At 62.1% G+C, this 21,939-nt stretch carries 19 protein-coding genes; 14 read left to right on the forward strand and 5 right to left on the reverse strand.

Annotation, left to right across the window (positions count from 1 at the left end; genetic code table 11):
* The first annotated feature begins 12 nt into the window (after positions 1-12).
* From prpC to ACJ8PL_RS02965, 3 genes are all read left to right on the forward strand, one after another.
* The gene (gene prpC, locus ACJ8PL_RS02955) at positions 13-1,176 is read left to right on the forward strand and encodes a bifunctional 2-methylcitrate synthase/citrate synthase (RefSeq protein WP_016928534.1); all 1,164 of its coding nucleotides are present in this window, start codon (positions 13-15) and stop codon (positions 1,174-1,176) included.
* 50 nt (positions 1,177-1,226) lie between these two features.
* The gene (locus ACJ8PL_RS02960; protein ID WP_110147565.1) at positions 1,227-2,678 is read left to right on the forward strand and encodes a bifunctional 2-methylcitrate dehydratase/aconitate hydratase; all 1,452 of its coding nucleotides are present in this window, start codon (positions 1,227-1,229) and stop codon (positions 2,676-2,678) included.
* A 79-nt stretch (positions 2,679-2,757) separates the two neighbouring features.
* Positions 2,758-3,387 carry a LysE family translocator gene (locus tag ACJ8PL_RS02965; RefSeq protein WP_046896927.1) on the forward strand — a complete coding sequence of 210 codons (630 nt, stop codon included), beginning with the start codon at positions 2,758-2,760 and terminating at the stop codon, positions 3,385-3,387.
* On the opposite strand, the gene ACJ8PL_RS02970 is transcribed toward ACJ8PL_RS02965, so the two are convergent.
* Positions 3,384-4,223, reverse strand: a complete 840-nt coding sequence (locus ACJ8PL_RS02970; RefSeq protein WP_016928531.1) for a helix-turn-helix transcriptional regulator — start codon at positions 4,221-4,223, stop codon at positions 3,384-3,386. The genes ACJ8PL_RS02965 and ACJ8PL_RS02970 overlap by 4 nt on opposite strands.
* Before the next feature lie 99 nt (positions 4,224-4,322).
* Here ACJ8PL_RS02970 and ACJ8PL_RS02975 point away from each other — a divergent pair, with 99 nt between their 5' ends.
* Genes ACJ8PL_RS02975 through ACJ8PL_RS02990 form a run of 4 tightly spaced genes read left to right on the forward strand, consistent with a single transcriptional unit; the run spans position 4,323 to position 9,335 of the window.
* Positions 4,323-5,747, forward strand: coding sequence for an MFS transporter (locus ACJ8PL_RS02975; protein WP_016928530.1), 1,425 nt, complete (start codon positions 4,323-4,325; stop codon positions 5,745-5,747).
* Between the two features lie 57 nt (positions 5,748-5,804).
* Positions 5,805-6,434 carry an FMN-binding negative transcriptional regulator gene (locus tag ACJ8PL_RS02980; protein WP_016928529.1) on the forward strand — a complete coding sequence of 210 codons (630 nt, stop codon included), beginning with the start codon at positions 5,805-5,807 and terminating at the stop codon, positions 6,432-6,434.
* 38 nt (positions 6,435-6,472) lie between these two features.
* On the forward strand, positions 6,473-7,432 hold the full coding sequence (gene ybiB / locus ACJ8PL_RS02985; protein WP_016928528.1) for a DNA-binding protein YbiB: 960 nt from the start codon (positions 6,473-6,475) through the stop codon (positions 7,430-7,432).
* Positions 7,433-7,478: 46 nt separating this feature from the next.
* Positions 7,479-9,335: a M3 family metallopeptidase gene (locus ACJ8PL_RS02990; RefSeq protein WP_282676618.1), complete on the forward strand. Its 1,857-nt coding sequence runs from the start codon at positions 7,479-7,481 to the stop codon at positions 9,333-9,335.
* A gap of 63 nt (positions 9,336-9,398) precedes the next feature.
* Here ACJ8PL_RS02990 and ACJ8PL_RS02995 read toward each other — a convergent pair whose 3' ends face one another.
* Positions 9,399-10,034 carry a carbonic anhydrase gene (locus tag ACJ8PL_RS02995; protein ID WP_004939270.1) on the reverse strand — a complete coding sequence of 212 codons (636 nt, stop codon included), beginning with the start codon at positions 10,032-10,034 and terminating at the stop codon, positions 9,399-9,401.
* A 275-nt stretch (positions 10,035-10,309) separates the two neighbouring features.
* On the opposite strand from ACJ8PL_RS02995, the gene ACJ8PL_RS03000 reads away from it, so the two are divergent.
* Positions 10,310-10,726: a putative T6SS immunity periplasmic lipoprotein gene (locus tag ACJ8PL_RS03000; protein WP_048795879.1), complete on the forward strand. Its 417-nt coding sequence runs from the start codon at positions 10,310-10,312 to the stop codon at positions 10,724-10,726.
* Between the two features lie 68 nt (positions 10,727-10,794).
* Here ACJ8PL_RS03000 and bhsA read toward each other — a convergent pair whose 3' ends face one another.
* Together bhsA and ACJ8PL_RS03010 are read right to left on the reverse strand one after the other, a co-directional pair.
* Positions 10,795-11,055, reverse strand: coding sequence for a multiple stress resistance protein BhsA (gene bhsA / locus ACJ8PL_RS03005; RefSeq protein ID WP_004939265.1), 261 nt, complete (start codon positions 11,053-11,055; stop codon positions 10,795-10,797).
* Between the two features lie 168 nt (positions 11,056-11,223).
* Entirely contained in the window at positions 11,224-11,853 is a 630-nt protein-coding gene (locus ACJ8PL_RS03010; protein WP_016928524.1) for a flavin reductase family protein, read from the reverse strand.
* 118 nt (positions 11,854-11,971) lie between these two features.
* Between ACJ8PL_RS03010 and rlmF the strand changes: the two genes are divergently transcribed.
* From rlmF to ACJ8PL_RS03040, 6 genes are all read left to right on the forward strand, one after another.
* Complete coding sequence (gene rlmF / locus ACJ8PL_RS03015; RefSeq protein WP_170913119.1) at positions 11,972-12,937, forward strand: 23S rRNA (adenine(1618)-N(6))-methyltransferase RlmF; 966 nt, start codon at positions 11,972-11,974, stop codon at positions 12,935-12,937.
* 210 nt (positions 12,938-13,147) lie between these two features.
* A complete protein-coding gene (locus ACJ8PL_RS03020) occupies positions 13,148-16,147 on the forward strand; it encodes a DUF4214 domain-containing protein (protein WP_442530804.1) in 3,000 nt (999 codons plus the stop codon).
* Between the two features lie 308 nt (positions 16,148-16,455).
* Complete coding sequence (locus ACJ8PL_RS03025; protein WP_048794719.1) at positions 16,456-17,760, forward strand: methyl-accepting chemotaxis protein; 1,305 nt, start codon at positions 16,456-16,458, stop codon at positions 17,758-17,760.
* Positions 17,761-17,934: 174 nt separating this feature from the next.
* Positions 17,935-18,504, forward strand: a complete 570-nt coding sequence (locus tag ACJ8PL_RS03030) for a TetR/AcrR family transcriptional regulator (RefSeq protein ID WP_049299523.1) — start codon at positions 17,935-17,937, stop codon at positions 18,502-18,504.
* An 11-nt stretch (positions 18,505-18,515) separates the two neighbouring features.
* On the forward strand, positions 18,516-19,154 hold the full coding sequence (locus ACJ8PL_RS03035; protein ID WP_442530805.1) for a GNAT family N-acetyltransferase: 639 nt from the start codon (positions 18,516-18,518) through the stop codon (positions 19,152-19,154).
* Positions 19,142-20,152, forward strand: a complete 1,011-nt coding sequence (locus tag ACJ8PL_RS03040; protein ID WP_016928518.1) for an alpha/beta hydrolase family protein — start codon at positions 19,142-19,144, stop codon at positions 20,150-20,152. The genes ACJ8PL_RS03035 and ACJ8PL_RS03040 overlap by 13 nt, the downstream gene beginning before the upstream one ends.
* Positions 20,153-20,154: 2 nt before the next feature.
* Here ACJ8PL_RS03040 and ybiO read toward each other — a convergent pair whose 3' ends face one another.
* Complete coding sequence (gene ybiO / locus ACJ8PL_RS03045; RefSeq protein ID WP_442530806.1) at positions 20,155-21,939, reverse strand: mechanosensitive channel protein; 1,785 nt, start codon at positions 21,937-21,939, stop codon at positions 20,155-20,157.

Below are 21,939 nucleotides of genomic sequence, written 5' to 3' on the forward strand. Positions count from 1 at the left end.
AATGAGGACAGTATGAGCCAAGCGATCCCCCCGCAAAGCCCGACTGGCGTTAAGCCGAAAAAATCCGTGGCGTTATCCGGCGTGCCCGCCGGGAATACCGCGCTGTGTTCCGTAGGGCGCAGCGGCAATGATCTGCACTACCGCGGTTACGACATTCTCGATCTCGCGCGCCACTGCGAGTTTGAAGAGGTCGCCCATCTGCTGATCCACGGCAAGTTGCCCAACCGCGACGAGCTGCAGGCCTATAAACACCGTCTCAAAGCGCTGCGCGGCCTGCCCGCCAGCGTGCGCACGGTGCTGGAGGCGCTGCCGGCGGCGTCTCACCCGATGGACGTGATGCGCACCGGCGTTTCGGCCCTCGGCTGCACGCTGCCGGAAAAAGAGCAGCACGGCGCGGCCGGCGCGCGCGACATCGCCGATCGGCTGCTGGCGTCGTTGGGATCGATGCTGCTCTATTGGTATCACTACAGCCACAACGGCGAGCGCATTCAGCCTGAGACCGACGACGATTCCATCGGCGGCCACTTCCTGCACCTGCTGCACGGTGCAGCGCCTTCTGCCAGCTGGGAACAGGCCATGCATGCGTCGCTGATCCTGTACGCCGAGCATGAGTTCAACGCCTCGACCTTCGCCGGCCGGGTGATCGCCGGCACCGGATCCGATGTCTATTCGGCGATCGTCGGCGCCATTGGCGCGCTGCGCGGGCCAAAGCACGGCGGCGCCAACGAGGTGTCGCTGGAGATCCAGCAACGCTATGAAACGCCGGACGAAGCGGAAGCCGACATTCGCCGCCGCATCGATAACAAAGAGGTGGTGATCGGCTTCGGGCACCCGGTGTACACCGTCTCCGATCCGCGCCATCAGGTGATCAAAGAGATCGCGCTGCGCCTGTCGCAGGACGCGGGCGCGATGAAGCTGTATGACATCGCCGACCGGCTGGAAAGCGTGATGCGCGACACCAAAAACATGTTCCCCAACCTCGACTGGTTCTCGGCGGTGTCTTACCACCAGCTGGGGGTGCCCACCGAAATGTTCACGCCGCTGTTCGTCATGGCGCGGGTGAGCGGCTGGTCGGCGCACATCATCGAGCAACGGCAGGACAACAAAATCATTCGCCCGTCCGCCAACTATACCGGGCCGGAAGCGCGGGCGTTCGTGCCGCTGGATCAGCGCTGAGCGCCGATCGTTATCGTGTCGTTTTCACTATGGAGCCTTTGGGAATCATGATGCTTGAGTCTGCCAACACCGGCCGTCCGCCGTTCGATCGCGAAATGGTCGATATCGTCGATTATGTAATGAAAGAGGCCGTCGATACCCCGGCGGCGTACCGCACCGCTCACTATTGCCTGCTCGATACCCTCGGCTGCGGACTGGAGGCGCTGAGCTACCCCGCCTGCAAGAAACTGATGGGGCCGGTGGTGCCGGGCGCCGAGGTGCTGAACGGCAGCCGGGTGCCGGGCACCCGTTTCCAGCTGGATCCGGTGCAGGCGGCGTTCAATATCGGCGCCATGATCCGCTGGCTCGACTTCAACGACACCTGGCTGGCGGCGGAGTGGGGCCACCCGTCGGACAACCTGGGCGGGATCCTGGCGGTGGCCGACTGGCTCTCGCGCCAGGCGGTGGCGGCGGGCAAAGCGCCGCTGACCATGCGGCAGGTGCTGATCGCCATGATCAAGGCGCATGAGATCCAAGGCTGCCTGGCGCTGGAAAACGCCTTCAACCGGGTGGGGCTGGATCACGTGCTGCTGGTGAAGGTGGCGTCCACCGCAGTGGTGGCGCAGCTGCTCGGCCTGAGCCGCGAGGCGATCCTGAACGCGGTGTCGCTGGCGTGGGTGGACGGGCAATCGCTGCGTACTTATCGCCATGCGCCGAACGCCGGCACCCGCAAATCCTGGGCGGCGGGGGATGCGACCGCCCGCGCGGTGCGGCTGGCGCTGATGGCCGCCACCGGCGAGATGGGCTATCCCTCGGCGCTGACGGCGCCGACCTGGGGATTCTACGACGTCTCGTTCGACGGCAAACCTTTCCGCTTCCAGCGGCCGTACGGCGCGTACGTGATGGAGAACGTGCTGTTTAAAATTTCGTTCCCGGCGGAGTTCCATGCCCAGACAGCCGTGGAGGCGGCCATGACGCTGCACCGCCAGATGCAGGCCGCCGGCAAAACCGCCGCCGATATCGCCAGGGTGAGCATCCGCACCCATGAGGCCTGCCTGCGCATTATCGACAAGCAGGGACCGCTGGATAACCCGGCGGATCGCGATCACTGCATTCAGTATATGGTGGCGATCCCGCTGCTGTTCGGGCGGCTGACGGCGGCCGATTACGAGGATCGGGTGGCCGAGGATCCGCGCATCGACGCATTGCGCGGCAAGATCCTCTGCCATGAAGATCCCGTCTTCACGCGCGATTATCACGATCCGGAAAAACGCTCGATCGCCAATGCGCTGACGGTGGAGTTCGCCGACGGCAGCCGTCTGGATGAGGTGGTGGTGGAGTACCCTATCGGCCATGCGCGGCGGCGTGAAGCGGGCATCCCGCTGCTGATCGAGAAGTTCAAAACCAACCTGGCGCGCCAGTTCCCGGCCCTGCAGCAGCAGCGCATTCTTGAGGTGTCGCTGGACCGGCAGCGGCTGGCGCAGATGCCGGTCAACGAGTATCTCGATTTGTGGGTGATCTGACGCGAGCGGCGCTGACAAGCCAGGTCGGCGTCGCTATGATGGACGCTCCATCCCCGTCCGTCTTCTTATCAGGTGATTCATGATTGATGCCGCAACGCTGTTGTTGTTTTCCGGTGCCTGCGTGGCGCTGGCGCTGACCCCCGGCCCGGATATGCTGCTGATCGCTTCGCGCAGCGTCAGCCAGGGGCGGCGGGCCGGTTTCGCTTCGCTGGCGGGTATTCAACTCGGCACTTACTGCCATGCGCTGGCGGCGGCGCTGGGGTTGTCGCAACTGTTCGTTGCGGTGCCGCTGGCTTACGACGCGGTGAGAATGTTGGGCGCAGCCTATCTGCTTTATCTGGCCTGGAAAACGCTGCGATCCGGCAGCAGTCTGCAGGCTTCCGCCGGGTTGCAGGCGGTGCCGACGGCGCGCATTTTCCGACAGGGGCTGCTGACCAACATCCTCAACCCGAAGATGGCGCTGTTCGTGCTGGCGCTGTTTCCGCAGTTTATCGATCCGCGCGCCGGCTCGGTGGTGGTGCAGATGCTGGCGTTGGCGACGGTGCTGAATCTGGTCGGCTTGCTGATTAACGGCGGGGTGATCCTGGCGGTCAGCGGCATGAAAAGCCGTTTCGCCGGCCGCCGTTTCAGCGCCCGCTGGCCGAACTACCTGCTGAGCGGCGTGTTCGCCGGGCTGGCCTGCAAACTCATTTTCGACAGCCGTCGTTAATCCTCGCGCAGCAGCGCTTCAAACGCCGTGCTGGCCGGTTCGTCCGGCAGCGCGCTGTACATCACCAGCCGCAGATGGTTCTCTTCGTCGACGATGAAAGAGGCATGGTCAAAGGTGACCGGGCCGATCTCCGGGACGACGAAGCTGCGCCGCCCCTGACAGCGTCCGTGAATGTCATGCTGCCGCCAGAGCCGGCGGAACGGCGGCGACACCCGCTCCAGCGCCTGCACCCGTTGGCGCATCACCTCATCCTCCGGCGCGCGGGCGTAGTCGCGGCGGAAGCTGGCCAGGATTTGCGGCGCCTGCGCTTGCCACTCCAGCAGGCGCTCATTGAGCTGCGGATCGGCAAACAGCATCCACAACATGTTGCGCTCTTGCGCCGGGCGATCGCCGATGGCGAACAGCCGCTGCGCCGCCGGATTCCAGGCGATGATGTCCCAACTCAGGTTCATGACGTAGGCCGGCCGCAGCGCCAAATCGTCCAGCAGACGCCGCACCAACGGCGAAACCTGGCACCACTGATGCCCAACCGGCACCGGCGGGCGCTGATGCGCCAATAAGAACAGGTGGTAGCGGCCGGCGGCGTCGAGCTGCAGCACCCGCGCCAGATTTTCCAAAAACGTCACCGACGCATTGATTTCCCTGCCTTGCTCCAGCCAGGTGTACCAGGTGAGGCCGACGCCGGCCAGCGCCGCCACCTCCTCGCGCCGCAATCCCGGCGTGCGGCGGCGGCTGCCGCTCGGCAAGCCGACCGCCTCTGGCGACAGTTGTTCTCGCTTTTGCCGCAGAAAATCCCCCAGTTCGTGGCGGGTGCGTTCGAGGGTGCGTGGGGGCATGTCGGCCGTCCTGTTGCTGTCAGTAATAGTATAAATGGCTATATAGTAACAGTTTAAACCTTGTTCCATACTGCGGCCATCATAATCTCTGGAGGTGGTATGGAACATTCATTATCTGGTGAGCGGCGAGGGCTGCCCGGCCTGCCGGTGCTGCTGTTGGGCGGTTTCGTCACGGTGTTCGATCTGTTCGTGGTCAACGTGGCAGCGCCGGTGATCCAGCGGCAGTTCGCCGCCGATTTCACCGGGGTCGGTTTGATCGTCGCCGGTTACGAGCTGGCGTTTGGGGTGCTGTTGATCGCCGGTGGGCGTCTGGGCGATCGCTTCGGGCGTCGGCGCTTGTTCAGCCTCGGCATGCTGGGATTCACGTTGAGCTCCCTGCTGTGCGGGCTGGCGGGATCGCTCGGCCTGCTGATCGCCGCGCGTATTCTGCAGGGGGCGACGGCGGCGCTGTTGTTCCCGCAAATTTACGCCTTGATGCGGGTGCTGTACGCGCCGCAACAGCGGCGGCGCGCCTTCGCCTGGCTGGGCATGACGCTGGGGTTGGCGGCGATCTTCGGCCAGATCCTCGGCGGATTTATCATTGAGGCCAACCTGTTCGGCAGCGGCTGGCGCATGATCTTTTTGATCAATTTGCCGATCGGCGCACTGGCGCTGTGGGCGGCGCGGCGCATTCCCGAATCGCGGGTGGCGCAGGCGCAGCGGCTGGACGGCGTTGGCCTGTGGCTGGCGGCGACCGGCCTGTCGCTGTTGCTGCTGCCGCTGCTGGAAGGGCCGGCGCGCGGCTGGCCGTGGTGGATAGCGCCGATGTTGGCGTTGGCGATGCTGACGCTGTGGGGCTTCCTGCGTTGGGAGCGGCGTCTGGCGCAGCGCGGTGACGATGCGGTGCTCGATCCGGCGCTGTTCCGCCAGGCGGGTTTCGCGCCGGGTATGGCGGTGGTGCTCGCGATTTATGCCACCGCTTCCTCGTTTTTCTTGTGTTTCGCGCTGCTGCTGCAGGCGGGGGCGGGGCTGACGCCTTTTCAGGCGGGCAGCCTGTTCGCCCCGGCCAGCGCGGCCTTTATGTTGGCCTCGATGCTGGCGCCCCGGTTGGCGCAGCGGTGGGGCAACGGCGTGCTGAGCGTGGGCGTGGCGATTTACGCCGCCGGGTTGGCGCTATTGATGGCGCAGGCGCTGTGGGGTGAGGCGCTGGCGCATCCGCTGCGGTTGCTGCCGGGGTTGGTGGTGCTGGGGTTCGGTCAGGCGCTGAGCATGACGCCGCTGCTGAATCTGGTGCTGGGTTTGGCGCAGGAGCGGCAGGCGGGGATGGCGGCGGGTCTGGTGGCCACCGTGCAGCAGGTGGGAGGCGCGTTGGGCATCGTGGTCAGCGGCGTCGGTTTTGTGCCGCTGTTGGCGAGCGGCGGCGCGGCGGAACGCTATGCGCAGGCCTTTGCCGGCGCGATGCTCTGTAATTTGGTGGCGATGGGCGTCGCCCTGATCTTGTTAAACCGGATCACTCGAAATACTCAGAAAGCGGATCTTAAGTAGGCCGCCGGCAGGTGCTTTACTGTCGACATCATGAGAGAGCGATAAGGAGCCACACTGATGTTTCAACCCGCCGCATTTCGCGAAGACGATCTGGATGCCCAACTGGCGTTGGTGCGCGCCCACCCACTGGGGCTGTTGGTCAGCCACGGCGAGCAGGGATTGACGGCCGATCCGCTGCCGTTTCTGGCCGATGTCGAACAGGGGCAGATCCGGCTGCGGGCGCACCTGTCGCGCGCCAACGAGCACTGGCGACGGTTGCAACAGGCGGCGGAATGTCTGGTAATTTTTCAGGGCCAGGAGGGCTATGTATCGCCCGGCTGGTACCCGAGCAAGCGCCAGACCGGCAAGGTGGTGCCGACCTGGAACTACAGCGTGGTGCAGCTGCATGGCGTGCCGACGGTGACGGACGACCCGGCCTGGCTGCGCCGCCAACTGATCGATTTCACCGCGCAGCAGGAAGGGCGGCGTCCTGAACCCTGGCGGATCGAGGATGCGCCGGCCAACTACATCGCCGCACAGCTTAAAGGCATCGTCGGTATCGAGATCGCCGTCACCCGGCGCGAAGGCAAATGGAAAATGAGCCAAAACCGCAGCGCCGACGATGCCGGCGGGGTGATCGCCGGGCTGCGCGATGGCGATGAAGCGCAGCGGCGGCTGGCGGCGGAGGTTGAGCGGCGGCGCGGATAGGGTATGCTAACCGAAGAGTGAGCTGAGGGAACCTTCGGATGGATTACACCAAAATTATCAAAGAAATAGGCCGCGGCAAAAACCATGCGCGCGATCTGGATCGACAGACCGCCTTTGAGCTGTATCAGGCGATGCTGGCCGGGGAGGTCCCCGAGCTGGAGTTGGGCGGCATTCTGATCGCGCTGCGCATCAAGGGCGAAGCCGAAGAGGAGATGCTGGGGTTCTATCAGGCGATGCAGCAGCAGGTCTTGCCGCTGCAGGCGCCGCAGGGGCGGCCATTGCCGGTGGTGCTGCCGAGCTATAACGGCGCGCGCAAGCAGGCCAATCTGACGCCGCTGCTGGCGCTGCTGCTCGCGAAAGTGGGCCTGCCGGTGGTGGTGCACGGCGTGCTGGACGACAGCACCCGCGTGACCAGCGCCGAGATTTTCCGCGCGCTTGGGCTGCCGTGGTCGGAACAGGCCGCTCACGCCCAACAGCGTCTCGATAACGGCGAGGCGGTATTCATGCCGGTTTCCGCGCTGTCGGCGCCGCTGGCGCGGCAGCTCGGGCTGCGTTGGCGCATGGGGGTGCGCAACAGCGCCCATACGTTGGCCAAGCTGGCGACGCCGTTCGGCGAACAGGATGCGCTGCGTCTCGCCAGCGTCTCACACCCGGAGTATGTCGGCCGAGTGGCGTCGTTTTTCCGTCAGATCGGCGCCCGCGGGTTGTTGATGCACGGCACCGAAGGCGAAGCCTACGCCAATCCGCTGCGCTGCCCGCAGATTCACCATATCGTCGGCGGCGAACAGCGCATATTGCTGGAGCGCACCTTGCAGGATGAAACGCCGGCGTTGCCGGCGGCGAAAGACGCGGCAACCACCGCGCGCTGGACCGAGCGCTGCCTGGCGGGCGAGGTGGCGATCCCGCAGGCCATCCAGCGGCAGGTCGCCTGTTGCCTGGTGGCCGCCGGCGAGAGCGAGACGCTGGAGCAGGGGCTGAAACGCCTGCATCAGGCCTGAGCGCGACTATACTGGGATATTTCCTCATCGGCTGAGAAGGACGGTTATGCAACAGGCTCTCGATTACTTCAATCAATTGAACCAGGATTACCTCGACGTACACCGCGCCAAAGAAGAGCTGTTCTGGCAAAACTACATGGGCACCGGCGGCGAAGACGTCTCGGCGCGCTTTTCCGCCGCGGAAAGCGCCTATAAGCGCTTTATCGCCGAACCGCGCCGGCTGGCCGAGATCCGCAATCTGCTGGCCGGATTGGACGCGTTGCCGCAGGAGGCGCAGCGCGATGCGCTGATCCACGGTCTGCAAGGTTGGCTGCGCTTTTTCGACTGCAACGCCATTGAAGACCCGCAGGCGCAGGCGCTGTTGGATCAGATCATCCACGCCGAATCCGATCTCTACTCGCGCCGCAAGAGCTATCAGGTCACCCATCTGAACGCCGATGGCCGGCGCGTGGCGGCTTCGCTCGGCGAGCTGTTGACCAACCAGGCGACCAACCCGAACGAAGACTACCGCCGCAGCTCGCAGCAGGCGCTGCGCGATCTGGAGCAATGGCTGCTGCATAACGGCCTGCCGGAGCTGATCGGCCTGCGCAACCGCTTTGCGCGCCAAATGGGCTATCGCAACTATTTCGACTACAAGGTGAACAAGACCGAGCGCATGACGCCGGAGCAGCTGTTCGCCATTCTGGATCGCTTCGAGCGGGAAACCCGCGAGGCCAACGCGCGCAGTCTGCAACAGCTGGCGGCCGAGAAGGGCAGCCAGGCGCTGGAGCCATGGAACGTCCGCTTCGCCAGCGCCGGCGACGTCACCCGCCAACTGGATCCTTATTTCCCGTTTTCCCGTTCGCTGGAACGCTGGGTCGACAGCTTCAAACGCCTGCACATCGGTTTTGGCGGCGCGGAGATGAACCTCGATCTGCTGGTGCGCAAAGGCAAGTATGAGAACGGCTTCATGCACGGCCCGGTGCCGCCGTTTGTACGCCAGGGGGAATGGGTGCCGGCGCGCATCAACTTCACCAGTCTGGCGCAGCCGGGGCAGGTGGGCAGCGGGGCTTACGGGCTTAACACGCTGTTCCACGAAGGCGGCCATGCGGCGCATTTCGCCAACATTCGCCAGAATGCGCCGTGCTTCTCGCAGGAGTTCCCGCCGACTTCGATGGCCTATGCCGAAACCCAGTCGATGTTCTGCGACAGCCTGCTGGACGACGCCGATTGGCTGAAACGCTATGCGAAAAACGCCGCAGGTGAGGCGGTGCCCGATGCGCTGATCGAAGCAGGCATCGCGGCGCGCCAGCCGATGCGCGCGTTCAACGAACGCCATATCCTGCTGGTGCCGTACTTCGAGTGGGCGCTGTATCAGTGGGATGACGGGCAGCGCACGCCGGAAGCCATCACCGCGCTGGCGCGCGAGGTTGAGCAGAAGATCCTCGGCATCAGCGGCAGCCCGCGCCCGACGCTGGCGATCCCGCATCTGCTGTCGCTGGAGTCCGCCTGTTCTTATCAGGGCTACCTGCTGGCGATGATGGCGGTGGAACAAACCCGCCACTTCTTCCTGCAGCGCGACGGTTATCTGACGGACAACCCGGCCATTGGCCCGGATCTGGCGCAACACTACTGGTTGCCGGGCAACAGCGTCAGCCATGACGACACGCTGCGCAGCCTGACCGGCGAAGGGTTTAATCCGGACTATCTGGCGCAGGCCTGCAACCAGACGGTGGCGCAGGCGTGGCATGAGGCGCAGCAGACGATGGCCGCCGCGGCCAAGCGCCAGCAGCCGCCGGCAGATTTCGATTTGCAGGCGCACATCCGGGTAGTGGATGGCGAGACGGTATTGGCGGACAACGCCGAGGGTGACGAGCGGATGTGCCGCGACTTCGCCGCGGCGATAGAGGCGCGTTTGGTTTAAGGCTGACAATAAAATCCACGCGGAAGCGTGGATTTTATTTAATGGTTAAAACCAGGCGTTATTTTATTCGAAATAGACGTCGGGATTATCGGCCAGAGACACGAAGCTCTTGGTGTTTCTATCCAGCGTGCGAATTTCGCCGCTTTCGATGTCGTACACCCAGCCGTGCAGGCGTAGCCCGCTGTTGCGCAGACCCACCGCCACAGAAGGATGGGTTTTGATATTATTTAGCTGAGCAATAACGTTCTCTTCCACCATAGCGTTAACTTTGTCTGTTTCGCTATTCCAGGTTTTCTTCTCGACCACCGCTTTTGCCGCATCCGCATAGTGCAGCCAGTGAGCTACCGCAGGCATGGGGTCGAGGCACTGGCAGGACGCGATAGCCTTCATGGCGCCACAGTTCGAGTGGCCACAAATCACGATATCAGTAACACCCAATGCCACCACTGCGTACTCGATGGTCGCAGAAACCCCACCCGGCTCCGGGCCAAAGGAAGGAACGATGTTGCCGGCGTTGCGGATAACGAACAGTTGCCCAGGTTCTTGCTGCGTCACCAGCTCGGGAACCAGACGGCTGTCAGAACAGGAGATGAAAAGCGCTTTAGGATTTTGGCTGGAGGCAAGGCTGCGAAACAGTTCCTTACGCTGTGGGAAAATCTCTTTCTGGAAACTGAGGAAACCTTCAATGATATGTTGCATACAACGCTCTCTGCATCTGTAGTCTGCGTAACATGATAATCATCCTCTTCCGTTAGTCCAGCCATAGGCAGGTAAAAAAATGTGTGTGCAAGCCCCCCGCAAACCCCATTGAATACAGGGTTTCTGCCTGTTTGCGACAGAGTTTTCCGGCTCGTTGGCGCGCGGGGGCTGACGAAGCGGACGATAGGCAAATAGCTGTCGTATCTATTTAAAACTCGCTATGAAACCGTGTTACGGTTGTTCCTACGAGAGCCGCGTAACCCTAAGGCAATGAAATGAAAAAACTGACTTTTTTATTGGCGCTGGTATTACTGAGCGGCTGTGTGCAGGAGCGTCCCTGGTTCTATCCGGCAAACGTCAGCGTTAAAAATAATCGCGTATGCGTTAGCGTGCCGGACGATATTGCCGGAAAACGCGAGCTGGTAGGCATCGGAATTTATCAACCGGGGGCCGGCGGGAAGGCGGAATGGTCCACTTCGGTTGCGCCAGGTCAGCAACCGATAGCGGTCATGCCAGGCGAATGCCTGACGGAGGCTTTCGGCGGGTTCCAGATTGGGCATAGCTATTCGGTTGAGATTGCGACGGTCGGCAATGCGTCAAATGAGGCGCCGCGCAAATATTGGACTGAATTTACAGTGGTTGCTGATAAAGCGGATGGTAATAAACTCGCTGTCGTACCCATTCAGCGCTGACGTACGCGAACATAAAAAAAGCCCGCCGGGGTGATAGCCGGCGGGCTTTTTGACGTCTGGGGCGGCGATTATTTGTAGATAACCGCGGTCGCGTGCATCAGGTTATTGCCACTGGTAGAGGTGATGGTGAAAGCCTTGGCGCCTGCGGCATCGGCTTTGGCGGCCAACTGAGACTTCAGGCTGCTCAGGTCGGTTGCGCCGCTGGCGACGATCACGCCGGCTTTTTCGAATTGGGCGGCATCCTGGGCGCTGACGTGTTCAGCGGCAAAAGTGGTGAAAGAAGCGGTGGCCAGGGCGATAGCGGCAGCAAAAGTTTTGATGGTTTTCATGTTCGTCATTCCTGTCAAAGTGAATTAGGGAGAAAGGGGGTTGCCTTTCGATGGGAAGATTATTGCGCAGTGACAGGCGGGATGAAATCGGAGAGTGTTGACAGTTTTTTTCAGATTTTTTGATTATTAATTCCCCCGTTCATCTTCTGCATAAACAGGGGGAGACGATCAGCGCGTCGGGCGTGCCAGATCGAAACGGTGCTGTTCGGAAATGCCGTAGTAGGCGGTTGGGCCGCCGGCGCGCAGGATAGGTTCGGCAGCGGCGGTCTGGTAGACGCCGTGTTCGTCCAGCAGCGCCGGATCGAGGTGCACCGCCACCACTTCGCCCAATATCAGCCAGGTCTCCACCTGTTCCCCGGCGGCGGTTTGCAGCTGAATGCACTGGGTCAGCCGGCATTCGAAGTTCACCGGGCTTTCGGCCACGCGCTCGGCTTTAACCCGGCGCCCGGGCAGCGGCGTAACGCCGGCGAAGGCGAATTCGTCCTCGCCGCGCGGCAGGTTGATGGAACTGTTGTTCATCGCTTCCGCCAGCGGGCGTGTCGCCAGGTTCCAAACGAACTCACCGGTTTCCACGATATTCGCCACGCTGTCTTTCCAGCCGGTGCTGGCGAAACCGATGATGGGCGGGCGATAGTTGAAGCAGTTGAAAAAGCTGTAGGGCGCCAGATTACGCAAGCCGGCGGCGCTGCGGGAAGAGATCCAGCCGATGGGGCGCGGGCCGACGATGGCGTTCAGCGGATCGTGCGGCAGGCCGTGGCCGGCGGCGGGTTCATAATAATAACGAGATTCACGGTTCATGGGGCGTCCTGCGGCAATCGATGAAGTTTTCATTGTGCCGGGTTTCCCGCCGCTGCGCCATTGCGGGCCGGATGTGTTATCTTACGCGCCGGAAATCCCTTCAAGAGAGCCCGTCACGGTGGAAAAAAAGAAAACCTTCCCGCAGCAGAAAAGCGGCTTGCATCCGCGCAACCGTCATCGTTCGCGCTACGACTTCCCGGCGCTGATCGCCAGCTGCCCGGCGCTGGCGCCGTTCGTAAAACCGAACGCCTGGGGCGATGTCTCGGTGGACTTCGCCGATCCGGCGGCGGTGAAAATGCTCAACCGTGCGTTGCTGCAACACTTTTACGGCATCGAACACTGGGATATTCCGGCTGATTATCTGTGCCCGCCGATCCCCGGCCGCGCCGACTATCTGCATCACCTGGCGGATCTGCTGGCGACCAGCAACGGCGGCGAGATCCCGCGCGGCAAGGGCGTGGCGATCCTCGACGTCGGCGTCGGCGCCAACTGCATTTACCCGATCGTCGGCCTGCGCGAATACGGTTGGCGTTTCACCGGCTCCGAAATCGATCCGGTGTCGCTCAACTCGGCCAAGATGATCGTCGAGATGAACCCGACGCTGCGCAACAGCGTGCGCCTGCGGCTGCAAAAACAGCCTGAGCTGATTTTTAACGGCATTATCGGCGCGGCCGAGAAATTCGACGCCACCCTGTGCAACCCGCCGTTCCATGCGTCCGAGCAGGAAGCGCGCGCCAGCACCCGCCGCAAGCTGCATAAACTGGGCAAAGGGGAAGTGGCCGCCAAGCCGGTGCAAAACTTCGGCGGCAAGAACAATGAGCTGTGGTGCGAAGGCGGCGAAGAAGCCTTTGTGCGCAAGATGGTGGAGGAGAGCGTCGGCAAGGCCAACAACTGCCTGTGGTTCACCTCGCTCATCTCGAAAAACACCACGTTGCCGGCCATTTATCATGCGCTGAAGGTGGCGGGCGCGGCCGAGGTGCGCACCATCGAGATGGCGCAAGGGCAGAAGATCAGCCGCTTCGTCGCCTGGACCTTCCACGACGCCGAGCAACAGGCCGCCTGGGCAGCCGAACGCTGGCGTTAAGCCTTCAGGTACCTCGGTATGGGAGCAAAGTCCCATACCGAGGATCGGTTTTCCCCGTTTTATTGACTTATCGCATCAGCATTTCTTAACTGTAGTCATACCTATAAAAACCCCTCCAGGCAGTGTGCAATGTCTCTCTTCGCGAGGTAGGAGACAGGCCGCGGCACAGCCATGCCGCGAACTTAGTCCATTACACTGACGGGATTTATTATGATTCCTTTAGCTACGCAACAAGAGATCGGCGCCTTAATCATCGGCATTTTCGGGCGTTTGCCGACGGCGGCGGAAATCGATTACTACGACAGCGCATTTGATATCGGCAGCCAGCCGCCCGCCTATATGGCCAGTATTCTAATGAGCCAACCCGATGCTGGTTGGATGAGCGGCCAAAGCGAATACGACATTCTCAGCCAGGTTTATTTCTCCGTTTACAATAGCGCTCCCGATCCGGATTACATCAATGCCTTACTGCAACAGGGGCATTTCAACAGCGCTGTCGCCAGCGTCGTCATCGACCTCTTTAACTATCTGGGGGACGATCCGGTGATGCTGGCGCAGCGTGATGCGCTCGATCAGCGCATTGCAGAAGGTTTGTATCCCGGCACGGCCGCCGATGCCGCCGGCGGAAGCGGCGACGCGCAGGCGATGTTTTATCTGCTGCGAGCGCCCTGGCAGACCGATGAAATTGCGCATGACGGCAAGCTGCTCAATCAGGGGGGCGATCTGGCTGCGTTGGCGCAGAGCAAGATTGCCACCCTGCCGCTTAACGATCTTTCCGATCATGACTTCATTTTGCATCTGTTCGCTCAGGGATTCGAACGGCCACCGACGGCAACTGAACTGGCCGCTTACCAGCAACGGCTGGCGGAAGGCGCGACGCGCGGCGATCTGCTGGTGGATATGATCGCGCAGTTGCGCGGGGTGGTGGCGCCGGAAGATGCGGCGGCTCAACAGCATTTCAATGCGGCGGGCCAGGAATATTCGCCGGGCGAACTGCCGGCGACCGAGTATCTGGAGCAGATAGCGGCGCTGTTCCGTGCATTGCCCGAGCGGGCGGTGGACAGCGTCTCGCTGGACAATTGGAGCAAGACGCTGGCCTCCGGCACCTTGAGCTATGCCGAATTGGTCACGGCCCTTCTGGCGACGCCGGAATTTCAGGCGCAGATCGGTGGTTTACAGGGGGACGACTTTATTCAGCACGTCTATCAGGCGGTGCATGGCCGGGCGGCGAATGAACAGCAGTTGGACCACTACCGGACGTTGGGCGGCGACAAGGCCCTGGTCACGCAGGCGGTGATCGCCGATCTGATCAATGCGCCGCCGACAGGTGATGTTCAGTATGAACAGTGGATGTTCGCGCGCGATGTCGGCGCCAGCCTGGCGTATAAAACGACCGCGTCTCTCGCCACCAGCGAGGGCGGCGGCAACGCGTCGGGTACGGTGAATACGCATGCTCACCATACGCTGAGCAATGCGGAAACCGCCGTGCTTTTCAGGGTGTTCCTGGATGCTGACACGGACGTCACGGTTGACCTGAGCTATGCCTCGCAGCTTTCTTACCTGATCGTCAATGGCGACGCTGCGGCGGATATCTGGCTGCACAATAACCCTGCGGCTCGGTATGGGGTGGACATAACGGTAAACAATGCCAATGTGACAGTGCATGGCACCTATGGCGACGATCGGGTGCAGCTCACTTCGCAGGCCGATCTCGCCGCCGCCCAAGGGCACTTTTATCTGAACAACGGCAATGACAGCCTGCTATGGGGAGGCAATGCCGATGGCGGCGCCAATCATGTGGGATGGATATTCAGCGCCGATGGCGGTGACGGGCACGATATTTTGTCCGCCAACCTGATCGTCAAAATGACCTCGACGCTCGATCTCTTTGGCGTGCGCATCAGTACGGTGAGCAGCAATGCCGCCAATTTCAGTCATTTCGAACAGATAGATATGGCGGGTTACATCGGCCAGGCGGAAGCTACGCTGACGCAAATCGGTTGGAACGGTTACAGCACGAAAGCGCTGGCGACGAGTGCTCATGTGTTTGACTACGGGGTGCTGAGCGGCAACGCCACCGTAGAGGGAACGGACGGTGGGACGGTCGTGCAGAGCCGGGCGGCGCAGGCGCTTGGCCGTGAGGGATTGTTGTTGTCCGGCCGGGCGGATAACGTCAAGGTGATCAACGCCAATGCCGATGCGGCGCGCCTTGAAATCAGCGGTATCGGCGATCATGCGGACAGCCGGCTGGAGATAGCCTTCCTTGAGAATGCCACCGATCGTTTCGATCTGTTGTTCTCCGGGCGCGGTAATGCCGGCTCGTTGGCGCTTGACTCGCATGGCGATGAAAATCCATTGACATTGGTTGCCATTAACACCGGCGGCTGGGGAAATGGCGCCTTGACGCTGACGGGGCAAAATGATCAGGTGCAAGACATTACGTTGTCCGGCGGCGCGAATTTCAACCTGACGCTAACGGAGGGGTACACTCAGGTCCGCCAGGTTGACGCTTCGGCCTTCGCCGGTAATGGGTTCACCCTGACGTCCTCTCATGGCGGCAGCGGTGACGGCACGATCATTCAAATGTTGGACTTGCTGCCGTTAAGTGGTGGCGCGCAGGCCAAATTGGCGCCGCTGCTGGAAGATCTTGGGCTACAGGGCGAACAGCTGTTGGTCAAAGGCGGAGGAGGCAGCGATCAATTTGACGTGCAGGGAGACACGACGATCGTCGCCGGCGCAGGGAAAAGCCACGTGACGCTGCAGAGCAGCACGGCGGCGTCAGGCGTGACGTTAAAAGACTTTTCGCTGACGCAGGGCAGCATCGACGATGTGCTTTCGGGCCTGCGGATTGCCCATGGCGCCGGCGCTAAGCTGGCGGATTATGGGGTCAGCGATGCGCAAGGCATGGAGGCGAGAATCAGCGCCCTGACGGCCGAGCAGGGCGGCAGCGCCAGCCAGCTGTTGGCCGCGTTGCTCGATCTCGGTCAGCCTGGCGCGTTGAGCGCCAAGGTCGGGGTCAGCAGCGTTCTCGGCGAGCAAAACAGCAGTTACCTCATTGTCGATAACAATGATGACCACCGTCTGGATGCGGCGGACAGCGTCATCCTGCTCTTGGGGCAGGACCATCAAAGTTTGCTCAATGAACTGCGCTATGTGCCGGAAATCATGCTCAACGGCACGGTGACTGAGCCGGAGCCGCTGGTCGCGTAAGAGGCGATGTGTTAGCTCAACGGCGCCGGTTATCCTGCCGGCGCCGATAAAAATCCGCATTTTACCTTTCAATTTTCATTACTTACGTTATTCTCATTACGCATTTAATAATAAAAATCTTAGGTTGTTGGTTTATTTAAATTCGAATAATTACTTTACTGAATAAATAAATTTAATCCGGTTAATAGCAATAACCAGAAGGTTCGGCACTGCCCGTTCCTTCCGCGATGGCACGTCTGCGTGTGGGCGCGGCATGTGGCCAGACAAAATAAGAAAAGCGCCATCATCTGCCACAAGGACTACACCTTATGCTGTTACGATTCAGTCAGTTAACTACCCACAAAGGCGCCGAACTGGGCGCGATAGAACACGCCGTTCCCATGATCGTATTCTCGCCCGACGGCACGGTCTTGCGCGTCAACGATCTCTTCCTCAACACGCTGGGATTTCAACGCGATGACGTGATTGGCCGGCATCACCGTATTTTCTGCGATCCGAACTATGTCGCCAGCCCGTTATATCGCAAGCATTGGGAGACGCTGAATAAGGGGCAGCCCATCACGGACACGATAAAGCGCATCGCGAAAAACGGCGAGGCGGTGTGGCTGCAGGGCACCTACGCGCCGGTGCTGAATAAACAGGGTAAGGTGGTGGAAATCGTCAAGATCGCCAGCGAAGTGACCGAGCGAGTGACCCAGGCGCAGGAACACCGCAGCCTGCTGGCGGCGCTGAATCGATCGATGGCGATGATCGCTTTCACGCCGCAGGGCACCATTGTCAGCGCCAACGACAATATGCTGGCGCTGATGGGCTATCGTCTGGAAGAGGCATGCGGGCAGTCGCATGCGGTGCTGTGCCCGCCGGCGTTCGCCGCTTCCGACGATTATCGGCGGCATTGGCAGCGCCTGGCGCGCGGCGAGTTCATCACCGGGCGTTTTGAGCGCGTCAACCGGCGCGGCGAACGGGTATGGCTGGAGGCCAGTTACAACCCGATCCTCGACAATGAAGGCCAGGTGGTGAAAGTGGTGAAGATTGCCCAGGACATCACCCGGCTAATGCAACAGCAGCAGCACGAAGAAGAGATGGTGCGCAACGCGCATCATCTGTCGCTGGATACCGACCGGCAGGCGGCGCAGGGCGCGGTCATCGTGCAGCAGGCGGTGAAAGGCATGCAGCAGGTCGAAGCGGCGGCGCGCGAAACGTCGGGCGTGGTCACCGAGCTCGGCAAGTGCTCTCAGCAGATCGGCACCATCGTCGAAGCCATTCGTAAAATCGCCGCCCAAACCAACCTGCTGGCGATTAACGCCTCCATCGAAGCCGCTCACGCCGGTGAGCACGGGCGCGGTTTTGCGGTGGTGGCCAATGAAGTGCGCACGCTGGCGGAGCAGTCGCGCAAGGCGGCGACCGAGATCGAACGCATGACCAAGTCTATCCAGCAAGGCGTGGCGGCGGCGATCGCCGGCATGGCGACCTGCGTGGAACAGGCCGGCGGCGGTGTGGCATTGACCCACGATGCCGGAGAAGTGATCAACCAGGTCAATATCGGCATGCATGACGTCGTGAAGCTGATGCAGGCGTTTACGTCGGTGAAACAAGGCGACGCGTTGCACTGAGTCTGCCGGGCGCCGCCCCTGAAAGCGGGGCGGCGTTTGTCTCTTCCCACCGATCTCTGCGCCGTTGAGCTGCGGTTCAATTTTACCGGTCTATGCTAGACTTGACATGAACGAACGTTCGTTCATGTCAATTTATGGCGCCAGGCGCCCCCTTCACCGTTTCGGGAGCTGCCGATGGGAAACCGAGAAAAGATTGTCGACGCTGCGCTGCACAGCTTTACCCATAAGGGATTTCACCAGACCAGCATGCGGGATATCGCCCAGGCGGCGGGCGTCAGCGTGGGCAACCTCTATAACCATTTTTCCGGCAAGGAGGCGCTGATCGGCGAGATCGCGCTGCTGGAAAACGGCGTATTCGCCGAGTTCGCCGCCGCATTGCGGGCCGAGAAAAAGCGGCCGAAAGAGGCGCTGTCGGCCTTTTTCACCGCCTATCACGCTTTTGTCGCCGAACCGGACAATGTGCAACTGACGGCGGAGATTGTGGCTGAAGTGGCGCGTAACCCGGCATTGGCCGAACCGTTCAGCGCCAACCAGCGGCAGTTGATTGAGGCGCTGGCGACGACGATCGCCGAGGCTCAGCAAATCGGCGAGATCGCGCCGGCGATAGCGCCCTTGCCGCTCGCGCAGCTGGTGCTGGACGTGATCGAAAGCCAGGCCTGGCGGCAGGCGATCTTTGCGTCGCCTGCGCCGGAAGGGACCACGCCGGTGCGGCTGTTGGAACAACTGCTCTACCGGCATCCCTAGTCGAGGTTGATATGTTGCACATTGAGCCTTATCGCGACGCTGACCGGCTGCAAACGGCGGCGTTGATCTACGCCGCGTTCTGCGACAAATTCCAGCGCGCGCGCCGTCTGAGCGCCCGCCTTCAGTGGCGTCTGTTCTATCGGCTGTGGTGTTGGCGGCAAAGCGGCAGCCGGGAGCGCAGCTTCGTGGTGAAGCAGGATGAACAGGTGGTGGCGGCCTTTGCCCTCCATGCGGCCGAGGCAGAGGGCGACGGCGGGTTGCGCCCGCGCGGATTGCCGATTTGGCGGCTGTGTCGCCGCTATGGCTGGCTGAACGTTTGGCGCATGTATCTGCAAATGGCGGTGTTGCAGCATGCCCCGGCGGCCGATGAGCTGTATCTCTCTTACCTGGCGGTGGCGGAGAATCAGCGCGGCAAAGGGGTGGGCAGGCTGCTGCTGCAGTGGATGAACGGCTACGCCGCCGAACAAGGCGCAGGCCGACGTCTGAGCCTGCATGTCAGCCGGCGCAACGTGAATGCGCAGCGTCTGTACCGGCGCTGCGGCTTTCAGGTGCGTCGCGAAGAGCATTACGCCTTGCTGGGGCTGCTGTTCGGCCAGGCCGATTGGATATTGATGGAGAAACGCAACGGGGAGGCGACGTGCGCAAAATAGGGCTGTGCCTCGTGGCGCTGGTTTTGGCGGCGCTTGGCTGGGTGATTTACGTCAACGACTTTCGCTTTGTCACCGAACCGGTCGCGGTGACCGCCGGCGGCAATCGGTTGACCGGCACGCTGGTGCTGCCGGAGCATGCGCCGGTCAAGCCCGGCGTCGTGGTGTTCGTGCACGGCGATGGGCCGGCCAACGCCAGCCGCGACGAAGGCTATTACGGCATTTGGGAGGCGATGGCGCAGCAGGGCTATGCGGTTTTAGCCTTCGATAAGCCGGGCGTTGGCGGCTCCGGCGGCAACTGGCTGCATCAGACCATGGCGGATCGCGCGCGGGAAACCGTCGATATCATCGACTGGGTCCGGCGGGACGGGCGCTTCGATGCGCGCTGCGTGGGGCTGTGGGGCACCAGCCAGGCGGGGTGGGTGATGCCGGAGGTGGCGCGTTTGCGCCCCGACATCGCGTTTACGCTGGCGGTGGCGCCGGCGATCAACTGGCTGCGACAGGGGCGCTATAACACCCGGGCGGCGATGGCGGCGGCGGGGGATGATGAAGCGCAGATCCAGGCGCGCGAGGCGCATTGGCGCCATATCCAAACGCTGCTCGAACAATCGGACGGCTACGCGGAGTACCGCCGCGAGTATGGCGCCGCCGCCGCATTGAGCGCCGACCGCTGGCGCTTTATCCGCGCTAACATGGCCAGCGACGCGACGGCGGGATTGCGGCATTTCACCACGCCGGTGCACCTGATCCTGGGCGGGCGCGACGTCAACGTGGACGCGGACGAAACCGAGCGCGTTTACCGGCAAACGATCCCGGCCTCGCTGCTGACGGTGACGCGCATCGACGAAGCCGATCACGTGATGGTCAAGCCGCTGTTCGCGCGCCATCCGTGGCTGACCAACGTGGTGGGCCTGTTTGCCCCGCGTTCGGTGCAATACGACGCCTACCGGCAGGACGTGGCGGCCTTCCTGGCCGCTCAGCCCTGCGGGCGCGGGCGCTAACCTCAGATCGCCGCGGGCGGCGCCTGCTCGTCATGCGGCTGCGGCGCGCGGGAAATCTGCATCGCCTGCTGCGGCATGCCGATGCCGGCCCGATCGAAATGGATTTTCACCAGCCGGTCGAGGGCGTATTGCACCACCCACTGTTTCAGCGCCTGCGTGCGCACCGTCACGCGGGTGGTGAACGAGCGATCGCCCAGCGCCACCACGCCGTTGAAGACCGGCTCGCCAATCAGGAAATGCTTCACCTGTTCATCCTGCTTCAGCGCCTCGATGGCTTGATGCAGCACCGCATTGACCCGATCGATGTCCTCGTCGCGGCTGACGGTATAGTTGGCGCGGTACACCCCGAACTCACGCGCATAGTTGGCCAGCGTGGTGATCGAAGAGTACGGCACGATGTGATAGACGCCGTAGTCGTCGCGCAGGCCGATCGAGCGGATGGTCATGCGCTCCACCGTGCCGGTGATGCCGCTGACGGTCACGTATTCACCGGTGTTCATGCCGTTTTCAAACTGGATGAACACGCCGGTGATCACGTCTTTCACCAGCGTCTGGGCGCCGAAGCTGATGGCCAGCCCCAGCGCGCCGGCGCCCGCCAGCAGCGGCGCGATGTTCAATCCCACCTGGGACAGCACGATCATCACGGTGATGGTGCTGATAACGATAGCCAACACGTTGCGAAACAGCGTCAGCAGCGTGCGTTCGCGCGCGCTCGGCCGCACGCCGTTGCTCAGCTCCAGCGCCAGGCGGTGCTCGATGATGCTGGCCATCAGCGTCCAGCTGAACACGGCGATCAACAGGATCAGCAGAATATGCACCAGCCCGCCGAGCGTCCGCTGGCCATTTTCGCTGCCCGCCCACTGGTACAGGTTGATCAGGTGCCAGGCATCGAGCAGGAACAGCGTCACCGCCAGCACCACCATCACCCGCAGTATCTTCAGCCCATTCGGGATGTAGGAGTTGATGCGCCGCTCGAGCATCGGGTAGCGCAGATTGACGTCGGTCGGCAGTGAAATGCGGCGGAAAATCCAGCGGGTCAGCATGCCGGACAGCAGCGCGCCGACGCCGACCACCAACAGGCTTTTCACCGTGGCGCTCATCATAAAGCGCAGGCTGTTGCCGATGTCGAACTGGGACAGCACGAACAACACCAGAAAATAGGCGATCGCCAGCAGATGCCAGATATGCCCCAGGCCGCGCAGGATCACGCTGAAAAACGCCATCGACCGTTCGGCCAGCAGGTTGATCTGTTGCTGTATCGGCTTGCGGTTGTGCAGGATCAGCCAAATGGCGTACAGCGTCAGCGCCAGCATCACCACCAGGTTGACGGTGGCGGCGGCCGGGTAGCTTATTTGTACCGCCACCACTGGCACCACCACCATCAGGCCGTAGCCGATCAGGCCGCTGAGCCAGGCGAGGCGCGTGTTCCAGTAGTGCGCGCTCCGGTCGCTGAAGGGGAAGGGGCGCAGATAGTCGAAGTTGGGGGCGAAAATCAGCCGTAGCACCGCCTTGAAAAATTCAATCACCGCGAAGGCGCTGAGAAACAGGGTCTGCAGCCGCAGAATGGTGGCGCTGTCGGCGTGGACGTGGCGGGCGAACAGGTTGCCTGCCGCCAGCGCCAGCAGCAGCACCAGCAGATCGATGGCGAAAGCGCTGAGAATAGCGGCGGGGCGTTTATACCACGGGCCGCGCTGTAGCCGCGCATTGTGTCCCCAACTGCCCATGCGTTTGTACAGCGGCGCGATCAGGCGCCGGATCAGGTGGAACAGCGCAAAGGTAACCGCCAC

The sequence above is a fragment of the Serratia sp. CY83965 genome (genome assembly GCF_052166375.1).
In the GTDB taxonomy this organism is placed as follows: Bacteria; Pseudomonadota; Gammaproteobacteria; order Enterobacterales; family Enterobacteriaceae; genus Serratia; species Serratia marcescens.